Annotated in this window: 12 protein-coding genes and 1 riboswitch; of the genes, 10 read left to right on the forward strand and 2 right to left on the reverse strand. The window is 61.4% G+C overall.

The window, feature by feature from the left end; genetic code table 11:
* Positions 1-259 precede the first annotated feature (259 nt).
* Positions 260-484, forward strand: a riboswitch (cobalamin riboswitch).
* Positions 485-775: 291 nt separating this feature from the next.
* The 4 genes from nrdH to nrdF all read left to right on the forward strand — a co-directional run bounded on the left by nrdH (position 776) and on the right by nrdF (position 4,594).
* Entirely contained in the window at positions 776-997 is a 222-nt protein-coding gene (nrdH, locus tag AC1Z3V_RS04435; RefSeq protein ID WP_483497460.1) for a glutaredoxin-like protein NrdH, read from the forward strand.
* 12 nt (positions 998-1,009) lie between these two features.
* A complete protein-coding gene (gene nrdI / locus AC1Z3V_RS04440) occupies positions 1,010-1,426 on the forward strand; it encodes a class Ib ribonucleoside-diphosphate reductase assembly flavoprotein NrdI (RefSeq protein ID WP_483497462.1) in 417 nt (138 codons plus the stop codon).
* Positions 1,396-3,549: a class 1b ribonucleoside-diphosphate reductase subunit alpha gene (gene nrdE / locus AC1Z3V_RS04445; protein WP_483497464.1), complete on the forward strand. Its 2,154-nt coding sequence runs from the start codon at positions 1,396-1,398 to the stop codon at positions 3,547-3,549. Before nrdI ends, nrdE begins: the two co-directional genes overlap by 31 nt.
* Positions 3,550-3,619: 70 nt before the next feature.
* On the forward strand, positions 3,620-4,594 hold the full coding sequence (gene nrdF, locus AC1Z3V_RS04450; protein WP_483497466.1) for a class 1b ribonucleoside-diphosphate reductase subunit beta: 975 nt from the start codon (positions 3,620-3,622) through the stop codon (positions 4,592-4,594).
* An 88-nt stretch (positions 4,595-4,682) separates the two neighbouring features.
* Here nrdF and AC1Z3V_RS04455 read toward each other — a convergent pair whose 3' ends face one another.
* Positions 4,683-5,879: a multidrug effflux MFS transporter gene (locus tag AC1Z3V_RS04455; protein ID WP_483497468.1), complete on the reverse strand. Its 1,197-nt coding sequence runs from the start codon at positions 5,877-5,879 to the stop codon at positions 4,683-4,685.
* Positions 5,880-6,086: 207 nt separating this feature from the next.
* Here AC1Z3V_RS04455 and AC1Z3V_RS04460 point away from each other — a divergent pair, with 207 nt between their 5' ends.
* Entirely contained in the window at positions 6,087-6,767 is a 681-nt protein-coding gene (locus AC1Z3V_RS04460; protein ID WP_429813999.1) for a TetR/AcrR family transcriptional regulator C-terminal domain-containing protein, read from the forward strand.
* A gap of 211 nt (positions 6,768-6,978) precedes the next feature.
* On the opposite strand, the gene AC1Z3V_RS04465 is transcribed toward AC1Z3V_RS04460, so the two are convergent.
* Positions 6,979-7,263: an acylphosphatase gene (locus tag AC1Z3V_RS04465; protein WP_483497470.1), complete on the reverse strand. Its 285-nt coding sequence runs from the start codon at positions 7,261-7,263 to the stop codon at positions 6,979-6,981.
* A 294-nt stretch (positions 7,264-7,557) separates the two neighbouring features.
* Between AC1Z3V_RS04465 and AC1Z3V_RS04470 the strand changes: the two genes are divergently transcribed.
* The 5 genes from AC1Z3V_RS04470 to AC1Z3V_RS04490 all read left to right on the forward strand — a co-directional run bounded on the left by AC1Z3V_RS04470 (position 7,558) and on the right by AC1Z3V_RS04490 (position 13,399).
* A complete protein-coding gene (locus AC1Z3V_RS04470; protein WP_429814005.1) occupies positions 7,558-8,448 on the forward strand; it encodes a substrate-binding domain-containing protein in 891 nt (296 codons plus the stop codon).
* Positions 8,449-8,611: 163 nt separating this feature from the next.
* Positions 8,612-10,123: a sugar ABC transporter ATP-binding protein gene (locus AC1Z3V_RS04475; RefSeq protein WP_483497472.1), complete on the forward strand. Its 1,512-nt coding sequence runs from the start codon at positions 8,612-8,614 to the stop codon at positions 10,121-10,123.
* Complete coding sequence (locus tag AC1Z3V_RS04480; protein WP_483497474.1) at positions 10,120-11,082, forward strand: ABC transporter permease; 963 nt, start codon at positions 10,120-10,122, stop codon at positions 11,080-11,082. The genes AC1Z3V_RS04475 and AC1Z3V_RS04480 overlap by 4 nt, the downstream gene beginning before the upstream one ends.
* A gap of 92 nt (positions 11,083-11,174) precedes the next feature.
* A complete protein-coding gene (locus AC1Z3V_RS04485) occupies positions 11,175-12,116 on the forward strand; it encodes a tagatose kinase (RefSeq protein WP_483497475.1) in 942 nt (313 codons plus the stop codon).
* A gap of 5 nt (positions 12,117-12,121) precedes the next feature.
* A complete protein-coding gene (locus AC1Z3V_RS04490) occupies positions 12,122-13,399 on the forward strand; it encodes a D-tagatose-bisphosphate aldolase, class II, non-catalytic subunit (RefSeq protein WP_483497477.1) in 1,278 nt (425 codons plus the stop codon).
* Positions 13,400-13,484 lie beyond the last annotated feature (85 nt).

Below are 13,484 nucleotides of genomic sequence, written 5' to 3' on the forward strand. Positions count from 1 at the left end.
CTGTCCGGATCTTCTGGTGCAGCATCCCGCGATCGAGCGGACCACACCGCAGAGACCTTCGGCCAGAATCCTCGCAATCGCCGCGGCGGCGCCACGACGCACATTGGCGGAGCGCGCCAGATTGAAGCCAACAAGCCTCCCCCAGTAGGTTCCGCTGCAGTCTGCCGTTTACTTCCCGTTATCCATACCGAGAAAGAAACGACCCTCCGCACCGGGTCTTTGACATCGCGCACCTATTGACGCAAATTTGCGATCAGATACTATATCTAGTGTTCGAGGTTCTTCCGATTCGCAAGGATTGGGAGCTAAGACGGGAATACGGTGCGCCGGCGGCTTTCCGCCCGGCTATCCCGTAGCTGCCCCCGCAACTGTAGACGGCGAGCAACTGTCCGGAATTGGACCACTGAGGCATGAGGCCTCGGGAAGGTCGGGATGGAAGCGTCGACCCGTGAGCCAGGAGACCTGCCTCGAGCAACAAACGTCCACGGGCGGGGTGTCCGGAGGGGTTGAGTACGGCAGGATGAGCCTGCCTGATCGTCTCGACGTCTCCCCGGCAGCCTGTCGAAAGCTTCGGGGTGAAGTCATGTCTGCGTCATCGAAATCCTATCACTCGCCAATCAAGAGGCGCGGTTTCCCGCGCAGCTGAAGAAGAGGCGTGCCCGGGCTCCATATCCGAGCAAGCCACAGCCATGACAGCCCCCGCATTTCGCCGGATCGCGGTCGCGTGTCCACGTGCCTTCTCTTGCCCCTATCCAGCCGACCAAACGAGGAAGAAATGAACATCACCGTCTACAGCAAGCCCGCCTGTGTCCAATGCACCGCGACCTATCGGGCCCTCGATCGCCAGGGCGTCAGCTACGAGGTCATTGATATCTCCGTCGACCAGGACGCACTCGAGACGGTCAAGGGCCTCGGCTACATGCAGCTCCCCGTCGTCGTCGCCGGCCCCGAACACTGGGCGGGTTTCCGCCCCGACAAGATCAGCACGCTTTCTTAGAGGAGACAGGCGGTGGGGCTTATCGTCTATTTTTCCAGCCGCTCGGAAAACACCCATCGCTTCGTCGAAAAACTCGGCCTTCGCGCGAAGCGCATACCACTCGCGGAAGGTAAGGATACGCTTACCGTCACCGAACCCTATGTGCTGGTCGTGCCCACCTATTGCGGCGACGACGGCCGGGGTGCCGTGCCGAAACAGGTAATCCGCTTCTTGAACGACGCGGGCAACCGCTCTCACATCCGCGGCGTAATTGCCGCGGGCAACAGCAATTTCGGCGCGACCTACGGGGTCGCCGGCGACGTCATCTCGGCCAAGTGCTGCGTGCCTTATCTTTATCGTTTCGAGCTAATCGGAACGGACGAAGACGTCGCTAATGTCAAAAACGGGATGGAACGATTTTGGACGTCACAACACGCGAACACCCCCTGAAGGCGACGGAAGCGGCGCTGGACTATCACGCACTGAACGCGATGCTCAACCTCTATGACGAAGAGGGCCGGATCCAGCTCGACAAGGACCGGCTGGCGGCGAAACAGTACTTCCTCCAGCACGTCAACCAGAACACGGTCTTCTTCCATAACCTTAGGGAAAAGCTCGATTATCTGGTGACCGAGGGCTATTACGAACAGGAGGTGCTGGACCAGTACTCCTTCAACTTCGTGCGCGACCTCTATGACCACGCCTATGCCAAGAAGTTCCGTTTTCCGACCTTCCTCGGCGCGTTCAAATATTACACCTCCTATACGCTGAAAACTTTCGACGGAAAGCGCTACCTGGAGCGCTACGAGGATCGCGTCTGCATGGTGGCGATGACGCTGGCGCGCGGCAACGAGCAGCTTGCCCGCGATCTCGTCGACGAGATCATTTCCGGCCGTTTCCAGCCAGCGACACCGACTTTCCTCAATGCCGGCAAGAAGAGCCGCGGCGAGCTCGTCTCCTGCTTCCTGCTGCGGATCGAGGACAACATGGAGAGTATCGGGCGCGCGATCAATTCGGCGCTGCAGCTTTCCAAGCGCGGCGGCGGCGTGGCGCTGTCGCTCACCAATATCAGAGAGATGGGCGCACCGATCAAGCAGATCGAGAACCAGTCGTCCGGCATCATCCCGATCATGAAGCTGCTCGAAGACTCCTTCTCCTACGCCAACCAGCTTGGCGCCCGCCAAGGCGCAGGCGCCGTCTATCTGCATGCCCACCACCCCGACATCATGCGTTTCCTCGATACCAAACGCGAGAATGCCGACGAGAAGATCCGCATCAAGACGCTGTCCCTCGGCGTCGTGATCCCGGACATCACCTTTGAGCTCGCCCGCAACAACGAGGACATGTATCTGTTCTCGCCCTATGATGTTGAGCGCGTCTACGGCATGCCGCTGACCGAGATTTCGGTAACGGAGAAGTATCGCGAGATGGTCGAGGATGCGCGCATCCGCAAGAAGAAGGTCAAGGCGCGCGAGTTCTTCCAGGTCATCGCCGAGATCCAGTTCGAAAGTGGTTATCCCTACATCATGTTCGAGGACACGGTGAACCGGGCAAACCCGATCGCCGGCCGCATCACCATGAGTAATCTCTGCTCGGAAATCCTGCAGGTGAGCGAGGCCAGCGAATTCAACGAGGACCTCTCCTACGCCCGCATGGGCAAGGACATTTCCTGCAACCTCGGCTCACTGAACATTGCCGCGGCGATGGACTCACCAAACTTCGGCCACACGATCGAAACCTCGATCCGCGCCTTGACCGCCGTCTCCGAAATGAGCCACATCTCCTCGGTGCCCTCGATTGAGAAGGGCAACGACGACAGCCACGCGATCGGCCTCGGCCAGATGAACCTGCACGGCTATCTCGCCCGTGAGCACATCTTCTACGGCTCCGAGGAAGGCATCGATTTCACCAATATCTATTTCTACACGGTGACCTATCACGCCGTCAAAGCCTCGAACCGGTTGGCGGTCGAGAAAGGCCAGAGCTTCAAAGGGTTCGAGAACTCGAAATATGCGTCAGGCGAATATTTCGACAAATACACCGAGGCTGAATGGCTGCCGGCGACAGAAAAGGTGAAAGGCCTCTTCGAGAGAGCCGGCATCCCCATCCCGACGCAGGAAGATTGGTTCGAGCTGAAACGGGCGGTGATGGAGAGCGGTCTCTACAACCAGAACCTTCAGGCCGTGCCGCCAACCGGCTCGATCTCCTACATCAACCATTCGACCTCCTCGATCCACCCGATCGTCTCGAAGATCGAGATCCGCAAGGAAGGCAAGATCGGCCGCGTCTATTATCCGGCTGCCTTCATGACCAACGACAACCTGGAATACTACCAGGACGCCTACGAGATCGGGCCCGAGAAGATCATTGAAACCTATGCAGCGGCGACCCAGCACGTCGACCAGGGCCTGTCGCTGACCCTCTTCTTCCGTGACACAGCAACGACGCGCGACATCAACCGCGCCCAGATCCACGCCTGGAAGAAGGGCATCAAGACCATCTACTACGTCCGCCTTCGGCAGATGGCGCTCGAAGGCACACAGGTCCAGGGCTGCGTCTCCTGCACGCTGTAGACCGCATTTCCGGAAAAGTGCCCTTTACCGCGCGGATGAGGGGCAACAACACACTCCAGAGGACAACGACATGAACATGCACACCAAACCCGCAAGCCGCATCCGCGCGATCAACTGGAACCGCATCGAGGACGACAAGGACCTGGAAGTCTGGACCCGACTCACCGGCAATTTCTGGCTGCCGGAGAAGGTGCCACTCTCCAATGACATCCTCTCCTGGGCGACGCTGAAGCCGGAGGAGCAGAAACTCACCATCCGCGTCTTCACCGGCCTCACGCTGCTCGATACGATCCAGAACGGCATTGGCGCAGTCCGGTTGATGGAGGATGCCGTCACCCCGCACGAAGAAGCAGTGCTTTCCAACATCTCCTTCATGGAGGCGGTGCACGCCCGCTCCTACTCCTCGATCTTTTCCACGCTCTGCCTTACCCCCGATGTCGACGATGCCTATCGCTGGTCGGAGGAGAACGAGTTTTTGCAGAGGAAGTCGGCGCTGATCATGGCAGAGTACGCCTCGGGCGATCCACTGAAAAAGAAGGCCGCGAGCGTCTTCCTCGAAAGCTTCCTGTTCTATTCCGGCTTCTATCTGCCGATGTACTGGTCGAGCCGGGCCAAGCTTACCAATACCGCCGACATGATCCGGCTGATCATCCGCGACGAAGCCGTGCACGGCTATTACATCGGCTACAAGTTCCAGCGCGGCCTGGAGCGGCTGAGCGACGAACGCCGGCAGGAGATCAAGGACTTCGCCTTCGGCCTGCTTCTTGAACTCTACGACAACGAGGCGAAGTACACCGAGGCGCTTTATGACGGCGTCGGCCTTACCGAGGATGTGAAGAAGTTCCTGCACTACAACGCCAACAAGGCGCTGATGAACCTCGGCTACGAGGCATTGTTCCCGGCCGAGGCCTGCAAGGTGAACCCCGCCATTCTCTCGGCGCTGTCGCCGAATGCCGACGAGAACCACGACTTCTTCTCAGGCTCCGGCTCCTCCTATGTCATCGGCAAGGCGGTGGCGACCGAAGACGAGGACTGGGATTTCTGAGCGCGCGTCCAGGGACACCGGCTGACACACGAAGAGCCACCCGAGGACATGCTGTCTTCGGGTGGCTCTGCATATCAACGAAGTGCGGTTATTCCGCCGCAACCACGCGGCTGCGGCCGATCGTTGCCTGCGTCAGCAGGAAGGCGGCGAGCGCGCAGGCGGCGATGGCGCCGGCCATCGGCAGCGCAGTTCCATCGAAGAAGAGGCTGGCAATGACCATCGCTAGGGCGGCGGTGACGAAGTGCAGCGTGCCCATCAGCGCTGAGGCCGTTCCGGCGATCTCGCCGTGGTCTTCCAGCGCCAGCACCGCCGAGGTCGGGATCACCAGGCCGAGCACGCCATAGCCGACGAACAGGAAGGCAGCCATGACAGGCAGTTGGTTGAAGCCGAGGCTCATGACGACGAACATCGTAACCATGGTGAGCGCAAAGGCGCCGACGGCGAGGCGCATCACCCGCACCAGGCCGAAGCGCTCGCCGAGCCAGCCGGTCGCCTGCGACACCGAGAAGAACGATACGGCATTCATCGAGAAGGCGATGCTGTATTGCGTTGGCGTCAACCCGTAGTGGTCGATCAGCACGAAGGGCGAGTTGGCGAGATAGACGAGGAAACCGGAGATCCCGAGCCCGCCGATGAAGGTGAGCGTCAGGAAGTTGCGGTCGGAAAGCAGCAGGCGGTAGGCGGCAAGCGCACTTGCCACGCTGCTGTCGGCTCGGTCCTTTTTCGGGCGAGTCTCCTGCAATTGTGTCGACAGGAGGATCAGGCCGATGAAGGCGGCGATCATCACGGCATAGAAGACACCGCGCCAGCCGTAAAACTGGATCACGGCGCTGCCGGCGAGCGGCGCCAGGATCGGCGAAATGCTGAAGACCAGCATCAGCAACGACATCAGCCGCGCGGCTTGCACGCCCGTGTGCATGTCACGGACGACCGCACGCGGAATGACCATGCCGGCGGCGCCGCCGATCCCTTGCAGGAAGCGGAAGACGATCAGCGTTTCGATATCGCTTGCAAGCGCGCAGCCGATGCTGGCGACGGTGAAGAGGCCCATGCCGAGGTAGAGAGGCGCCTTGCGGCCCCAGATATCGGAAAGAGGCCCATAGATGAGCTGCGAGACCGCAAAGGAAATGAAGAACGAGAGCAGGCTGAGCTGCACCACGCCGTTCTCCGCTGCCAGGTCTTTGCCGATCGACGGCAAGGCAGGCAGATACATGTCGATTGCGAAGGGACCGATCGCCGAAATCAAACCGAGAACGATGGCCGTGCGAAGGAAGGACGCTGTCATGGCAATGATCTTTCAGAAATCGTGGCAACGCACCGGCACGAGGCCGGCATCGCTGCCACCTGGATTGAAACTCGAAAGATGACGGTCGTGCCAGGATCGGACGTTTGGGAAACGCATCCTGCGCTGACTACTTAGTCCAATAATTTGGACAGTTGTGTAAAATTAGACACCATTGTCTAAATCGTCAATGGGCTCTATCTTCAGTCGATGAAAAAACATGACCTCGCCTCGACCGACGCCCACGTGCACAAGGGACAGCTCGCGAAGCGCGTCTCGATCCTGGAGGCGGCTGCGGACGTTTTCTGCCGCGAGGGCTTTTCCGGTGCCAGCATCGACGAGATAGCCGCCGAAGCCGGCGTGTCGCGGCAGACGGTCTACAACCACTATCGCGAAAAAGAGACGCTGTTCATGGCAGTGATCCAGGACATAATGGATCGCACCAATGGCGTCCTCTTTTCGATCCTGGCGACCTTTCCGGAACGGGCCGACAATCTCGAAGAAGACCTTGCCGCTTTCGCGGTGCGTCTCAACAAGAACTGCATCTGCAACCAGGACGCCAAGTTCATCCAGAAGCTGATCGCGACGGAAGGCAACCGCTATCCGCATCTCTTCCAGTTCTGGCGGGAACAGGGCCCGGGCAAGACGGATCGGGCGCTTGCGGCACTCTTTGCGCGGCTCGCCCACTTGGCACCGCTCGAAATCGATGACTTCGACCTCGCGGCGCGGCAATTCATCGCGCTGATAAAGGCAGACCTGCAGATGGGCGGGCTTTTCGGCGAAGCCCCAAGCGACACGGAACTCGAAGATAGCGCCCGCAAGGCGGTCCGAACCTTCCTGCGCGCCTATGGCCGCGGGCAGAAAAAGGGCAGTCTCGAAGCTCAACATTGATTGGCGAGCGGATGGTCGCCGCCGGATCAGGCCGCGCTCTTCGGCAGTCGCCAGCTCATGGACGACGCCAACGGTCCGTTCCTGCTGCGCCGACTGCTCCAGCACCGGTTCTAGCTCGTCTCTGATCTGATCGATCTTGCTGACCGACGGTCCGATGCGAGCACTTCCCTGTCCTGCACATAAGTGACAGACGCTTGCGCGGACGCTGATCCTATCTGGTGATGCGAAAACCGCTGACGCCCTCCGGCGCCTCGACGAATTCGGTCACGACCTTCGAGACCCATGCTGCCGGCGGTCCTTCATGCAGACGCTCGAGCATGCGGGTAACCGCCTCGTCCGGACCGCTGATCAGAGCGGCGACCGAGCCATCGGCTTCGTTACGGACCCACCCGACGAGACCGAGCTTCTGCGCCTCGTCACGCGCCCAAACCCTGAAGCTAACGCCTTGCACCCGCCCGAGGATTCGGACCAACGCCGTCTTGCTGGTCTCATTCATGGTCTCGTCTCCGTCACCGTCTCCCACGCTATCTGGCGCTAGGTTGGGCAAAGGCAAGTCATCCGCGCAACGAAGCTGGAGGGAGCTCTTCCGACGGCCTCGCAGGCTGGCGAAGAATCGCAGAAAGCGTAACAAATTTCCTCGCTATCCCTTTTATTTTTTGTTCGTGTATTTTTAAAAGTTGACGCGCGAAAAGTTTTGTGGCTTTTACACCGCTACCAAGACGGCGGTGGGAGGGCCTCGCCAGCTTGGATCGAGACACCGAAGGCCCGCGCCGTTTCCAGGGAGGAAACCATGAACATGTCCCGCATTCTGAAATCGCTCGTCGCCGGCACGGCGCTGTCTCTCTTCGCCTCCGCGGCCTTCGCCGATGGCATCGGCGCTTCGCTCTTGACCCAACAGCATCCGTTCTACATCGAGCTCGCCGACGCGATGAAAGCCGAAGCCAAGGCCAAGAACGTTGCGCTCGAAGTCTCGATCGCCAACCAGGACCTCAACAAGCAGCTCGCCGACGTCGAGGATTTCATCGTCAAGGGCGTCGACGTCATCGTCATCTCGCCGGTCGACAGCCAGGGCGTGCGCGCCGCGATCGAGAAAGCTGAAAAGGCCGGCATCAAGGTGATCACCGTCGACGTTCCGGCCAACGGCACGACCGTCACCTCGCATATCGGCACCGACAACTTTACCGGCGGCGTCAAGGCCGGCGAACTCATGGCCAAGGTCCTCGACAACAAGGGCAAGATCGCGGTGATCGACTACCCGACGGTCCAGTCGGTCGTAAACCGCGTCAATGGCTTCAAGGAAGCGATCGCCAAGCATCCCGATATGGAGATCGTCGCGATCCAGACCGGCATCACTCGCGCCGAAGCGCTGGCAGCCGCCCAGAATATGCTGCAGGCCAATCCGGATATCACCGGCATCTTCGGCTTTGGCGACGATGCGGCACTTGCCGCCGCCGTTGCCGTCAAGGCCGCGGGTCTCGAATCCCAGGTCAAGGTCATCGGCTTCGACGGGATGAAGGAAGCCCGTGACGCCGTCGACACCAACCCGGTTATGGTCGGTGTCATCCAGCAGTTCCCGGACCAGATGGGCAAGCAGGCGGTCGACACCGCCGTCAAGGTTGCCGCCGGCGAGACGGTTCCGGCCGAACAGCCGATCGTGCCCGGCGTCTACACCGCCAAGTAAGTCCTCCCAGGACCGCCGCCGCCTTCGCGCGAATGAGCAAAAATGTGTGCGGTTTTCCGCCCGCATCCTGCTCTGATCTGAAGGCGGCGGCACCCCATTGGGGTGCACGCTTCCGGCCTATGGTCGAAGGCGCTCCCCCTCGGCTGACCCGAAGGAGGCCGCCATGCATGGTTCGACCACGGATATCATTCTCGAAATCGACAACGTCACGAAATCCTTCGGCCAGGTCGCGGCGCTGAAGGGCATGCGCCTTCGCGTCCGGCGCGGTCGGGTGCACACTCTGCTGGGCGAAAACGGTGCCGGCAAATCGACGTTGATGAAAATCCTTGCGGGGGTACACGAGGCGACCTCGGGAGAGATCGCTCTCGACGGCCGCCCCTACCGGCCGCGCAATCCACAGGATGCCGCCGCCCTCGGCCTTGCCATCGTCTTCCAGGAGTTGAGCCTCTGCAGCAACCTGACGGTGGCCGAGAACATTCTCGCCACCCGTGAGCCGCGTCGCTTCGGCTTCATCAACGACAAGGCGCTGGTCGCCAGGGCCCGCGCGATCGTCGCCGATCTCGGCCTGCCGATCGATGTCAGCGAGAAGGTCGGCAATCTCTCGATCGCCCAGCGCCAGCTGGTCGAAATCGCCAAGGGCCTGAGCCACGACGCCAAGGTGGTCATCCTCGACGAACCGACTTCGTCGCTCAGCGACAGCGAAGCCGAAATCCTGTTCGCCATCATCGCCCGGCTCAAGCAGCGTGGCGTCGCCGTCATCTACATCTCGCACCGCATGGAAGAGATCATGCGGCTCAGCGACGACATTACCGTCATCCGCGATGGCGAGTATGTGTCGACCCACGACCGCGACAGTGTCACCATCGAGGCGCTGATCGCGCTGATGGTCGGCCGCCGCATGGACGAGATCTATCCGCCAGCGGCACACGAACGCAAGGCGGACGCGGCTCCGGTTCTCTCGGTCGAAGATCTTACCCGCGACGGCGATTTCGAAAACATCTCCTTCAACGTCCGCCCTGGCGAGATCCTCGGCTTCTTCGGGCTGGTCGGCTCCGGCCGATCGGAGGTGATGAACGCTCTCTTCGGCATGAAGACCGCCAGCGGCACCGTCCGCTTCGATGGCGAGACAGTTCGCTTTCGCTCGCCGGCCGAGGCGATCGCGCGCGGCATCGGCTTCGTCACCGAGAACCGCAAGGAAGAGGGCCTCGTTCTTGGCCACAGCGTCGGCTGGAACATCTCGATGGCAGCACTCGGCGAATTCACCGGGCCGCTCGGCTTCACCCGCAGCCGCGCCGAACGCGCAGCAGCCGTCCAGGAAGTCGGAAGGCTCGCGATCAAGACGCATTCGCTCGACACGCCGTCGGGGTCGCTCAGCGGCGGCAATCAGCAGAAGATCGTGCTCGCCAAGTGGCTGCTCACCCGGCCCAAGGTGCTGATCCTCGACGAGCCGACCCGCGGCGTCGACGTCGGCGCCAAGTTCGAAATCTACAAGATCATCCGCCAGCTGGCGGCCGAGGGAACGGCGATCCTGCTGATCTCCTCCGAGCTGCCGGAAGTTCTGGGAATGAGCGACCGCGTCGTCGTCATGCATGAGGGTGTCATTGGCGCAACCCTTTCCGGCGCCGACCTCAACCCGGAAACGATCATGGCGCACGCAACAGGATTTAAATCATGACACAGCAATCCGAAGCCCAGGCTGCCCTCCTGCGGGCGTTGAAACAATACGGCGGCATCCTGCTCTCGCTGGTGATGCTCTGCGTCGTCTTCTCTTTTCTCAACCCGCGCTTCATGTCGGTCGTCAACTTCATGAACATCCTGCAGCAGGTGGCCGTGGTGGCGATCGCCGCCTTCGGCATGACCTGGGTGATCCTGCTTGGCGAAATCGACCTTTCGGTTGGCTCGATCATCGCAGTTGCCGGTATGGTCGGCGCGCAGTGTTTTGCCTTCGGCCTCGGCTTCGCGCCGGCGATCGTGCTCACGCTTCTCGCCGGCGCGCTGATGGGTATGCTGAACGGCGTGCTGACGGCGAAGCTGCTGCTCCCGTCCTTCATCGTCACCGTCGCGACCATGGGCATCTACCGTGGCATGGTCAGCCTACCGACCAACGGCGTCCCGGCGATGATCGAAAATCCGACCTGGACGGCGATCGGCACGGAAAGCTTCTTCGGCCTGCCAGTCATCATCTGGGTCGTCGCCGTCCTCTTCCTCGTCAATCATATCCTCTTGAGCAAGACGAGCTTTGGCCGTCGAGCCTATCTGACCGGCGGCAACCGCGAAGCGGCCGTCTATTCCGGCATCAAGGTCGACAGGCTGAAGATCACCATCTTCATGATCTCCGGCGTGATGGCGGCGATCAGCGGCGTGCTCTTGTCCTCCCGCCTGTTCTCGGCCCAGACCAATGCCGGCATGAGCTACGAACTTGACGCGATCGCGGCCGCCGTGCTCGGCGGCACCTCGCTCGCCGGCGGTGTCGGCACCATGGTCGGTACGCTGATCGGCGCGCTCATCATCGGCGTCATGAACAACGGCATGAACATGCTGTCGGTCCCGTACTTCTACCAGCTCATCGTCAAGGGCCTGGTGATCCTGATCGCCGTTTGGCTCGACGTGCGCGCCAAGCAGGCAAAACGCTGATCCCTTAAGAGCGGGATGAGGAAAAGCGTGTGCGGTTTTCCGCCCGCATCCCGCCCTGACCTAATCATCGTGATCCAACGAGTGACACACCCATGCATAAGATACTGACGATCGGCGAAATTCTCGTGGAGATCATCGCCACCGAAAGGGGCGACGGCTTTCGCCAGGCCACCCCTTTGATCGGCCCCTACCCCTCGGGTGCGCCTGCAATCTTCATCGACCAGGTCGGCAAGCTCGGCCAGGCCGCCGCAATCGTTTCGCGGGTTGGCGAAGACGACTTCGGCCACGTCAACCTCGACCGGCTGAAAGCCGACGGCGTCGATACCTCGGGGATATCCGTCGATCCGTTCGGCACCACCGGCAGCGCCTTCGTGCGCTATCGCGCTGACGGAAGTCGCGCCTTCGTCTTCAACATTCGCCACAGCGCCTGCGGCACGATCCAACTCGACGACGCGGCACGCGCGCTGGTCAGAACCTGCAGCCACCTGCACGTGATGGGTTCGTCGCTCTACGCCCCGAGCGTGGTGGAAAGCATTACCGCGGCGATCGAGATCATCAAGTCAGCCGGCGGCACGGTCTCCTTCGACCCGAACCTTCGCCCCGAAATTCTCGACAGCCCCGGCATGCGCGAGGCGCTGCAGACGGTGCTCGCGAAGACCGACGTGTTCCTGCCGAGTGGGCAAGAGCTCTTCCTCTTCACGCAGGCAAAGACAGAAGCCGAGGCCGTTGCCGAACTGCTCGCCACCGGCATCAAGGTCGTCGTCGTCAAGCGTGGCGCGGAAGGCGCCAGCTACTTCGACCGTGACACGACGCTGTCGCATCCGGGCTTTCCGGTCGACGAAATCGACCCCACGGGTGCGGGCGACTGCTTCGGCGCGACCTTCGTCACCTTCTGGCTGAACGGCGCGAAACCCGCTGAAGCACTGGAGTTCGCCAATGCCTCGGGCGCCCGTGCCGTCATGATCTCCGGCCCGATGGAAGGCGCCTCGACGCGAGCCAATCTCGAAACCTTCATCAATACACGAAAGGGCTGACCGCCATGCAGCAGAACCTTCTGATCGACATTGCCCGCTGGTCCGAACGTCCCGGCCCGCGCGGCATTCCCTCGGTCTGCTCCGCCCATCCGCTGGTGATCGAAGCCGCCATGCTTCGCGCGCTCAAGGAAGATGCCGCCCTGCTGATCGAGGCGACCTGCAACCAGGTCAACCAGGATGGCGGCTACACCGGCATGACGCCCGCCGATTTCACCCGTTTCGTCGCCGGCATCGCCGATCGCGTCTCTTTTCCCAAAGACAAGATTATTCTCGGCGGCGACCATCTGGGCCCGAACCCGTGGAAACATCTGCCGGCGGACGAGGCGATGGCCAAGGCAGAGATGATGATCGAAGCCTATGCCAAGGCCGGCTTCACCAAGCTGCATCTCGACACCAGCATGGGCTGCGCCGGCGAGCCCGTGGCCCTGCCCGACGCTATCACGGCGGAGCGTGCCGCGCGGCTCGCGGCGGCGGCCGAAGCCGCCATCCGCGGTGAGGACGGCATTGCCCCTGTCTACATTATCGGCACGGAGGTGCCGGTTCCGGGCGGCGCGCTGGAAGAGCTGGACACGCTGGAAGTCACCGCACCGGAAGCAGCGATCGAGACCGTAGCCGTTCATCGCGATGCCTTCGAACAGGCTGGCGCTGCCGACGCCTTCAGGCGTGTCGTCGGCGCAGTCGTCCAGCCGGGCGTCGAGTTCGGCAACGAGAACGTCATCGCCTATGACAGGCAGAAGGCAGCAAGGCTCAGCGCCAGCCTGAAACAGCTCGACGGTATCGTCTTCGAGGCCCATTCGACCGACTACCAGACGCCGGAAGCATTGAGAGATCTGGTCGCCGACGGCTTTGCCATTCTCAAGGTCGGCCCCGGCCTCACCTTTGCACTGCGCGAAGCCCTCTACGGCCTCGACCAGATCGCCGCCTTCCTCTTTCCGCAAGCGCGCAAGCAGACGCTGGCTGCGGTGACTGAGAGCGTGATGCGCGAAGAGCCGGCGAACTGGGGCAAGTATTACTACGGTTCGCCTGAAGCCCAGCGGCTGCAACGGCATTTCTCCTATAGTGACCGCATCCGTTATTACTGGCCGCACCCGAAGGTGGCCGCGGCCGTCGAAGAACTGCTCGCGCTCCTCGATGGCGTGGCGATCCCCGAGACACTGATCAGCCAGTATCTCCCGGGCAGCTACGAGAGCGTACGCGATGGCAAAGTCGCTGCCAAAGCAAAGCCGCTGGCGATTGCTGCCGTCGACAGGGTTCTCGAGGATTACTTCATGGCCTGCCGCTAATAGCGCCAGGCCGTATGTTCGGTGAATATTTCTGAGCCGGTACTGCCTATCCCCTCGAAATGAACCTATAAATGAAATCAAAACA

It is taken from the genome of Ensifer sp. 38_S197 (assembly GCF_056924495.1).

Excerpts from the sequence above, each read along its gene's own strand:
- nrdH (WP_483497460.1), top strand. The coding sequence starts at position 776 with ATGAACATCACCGTCTACAGCAAGCCCGCCTGTGTCCAATGCACCGCG.
- nrdF (WP_483497466.1), top strand. The coding sequence starts at position 3,620 with ATGAACATGCACACCAAACCCGCAAGCCGCATCCGCGCGATCAACTGG.
- AC1Z3V_RS04455 (WP_483497468.1), bottom strand. The coding sequence starts at position 5,879 with ATGACAGCGTCCTTCCTTCGCACGGCCATCGTTCTCGGTTTGATTTCG.
- AC1Z3V_RS04460 (WP_429813999.1), top strand. The coding sequence starts at position 6,087 with ATGAAAAAACATGACCTCGCCTCGACCGACGCCCACGTGCACAAGGGA.
- AC1Z3V_RS04465 (WP_483497470.1), bottom strand. The coding sequence starts at position 7,263 with ATGAATGAGACCAGCAAGACGGCGTTGGTCCGAATCCTCGGGCGGGTG.
- AC1Z3V_RS04470 (WP_429814005.1), top strand. The coding sequence starts at position 7,558 with ATGAACATGTCCCGCATTCTGAAATCGCTCGTCGCCGGCACGGCGCTG.
- AC1Z3V_RS04475 (WP_483497472.1), top strand. The coding sequence starts at position 8,612 with ATGCATGGTTCGACCACGGATATCATTCTCGAAATCGACAACGTCACG.
- AC1Z3V_RS04480 (WP_483497474.1), top strand. The coding sequence starts at position 10,120 with ATGACACAGCAATCCGAAGCCCAGGCTGCCCTCCTGCGGGCGTTGAAA.
- AC1Z3V_RS04485 (WP_483497475.1), top strand. The coding sequence starts at position 11,175 with ATGCATAAGATACTGACGATCGGCGAAATTCTCGTGGAGATCATCGCC.
- AC1Z3V_RS04490 (WP_483497477.1), top strand. The coding sequence starts at position 12,122 with ATGCAGCAGAACCTTCTGATCGACATTGCCCGCTGGTCCGAACGTCCC.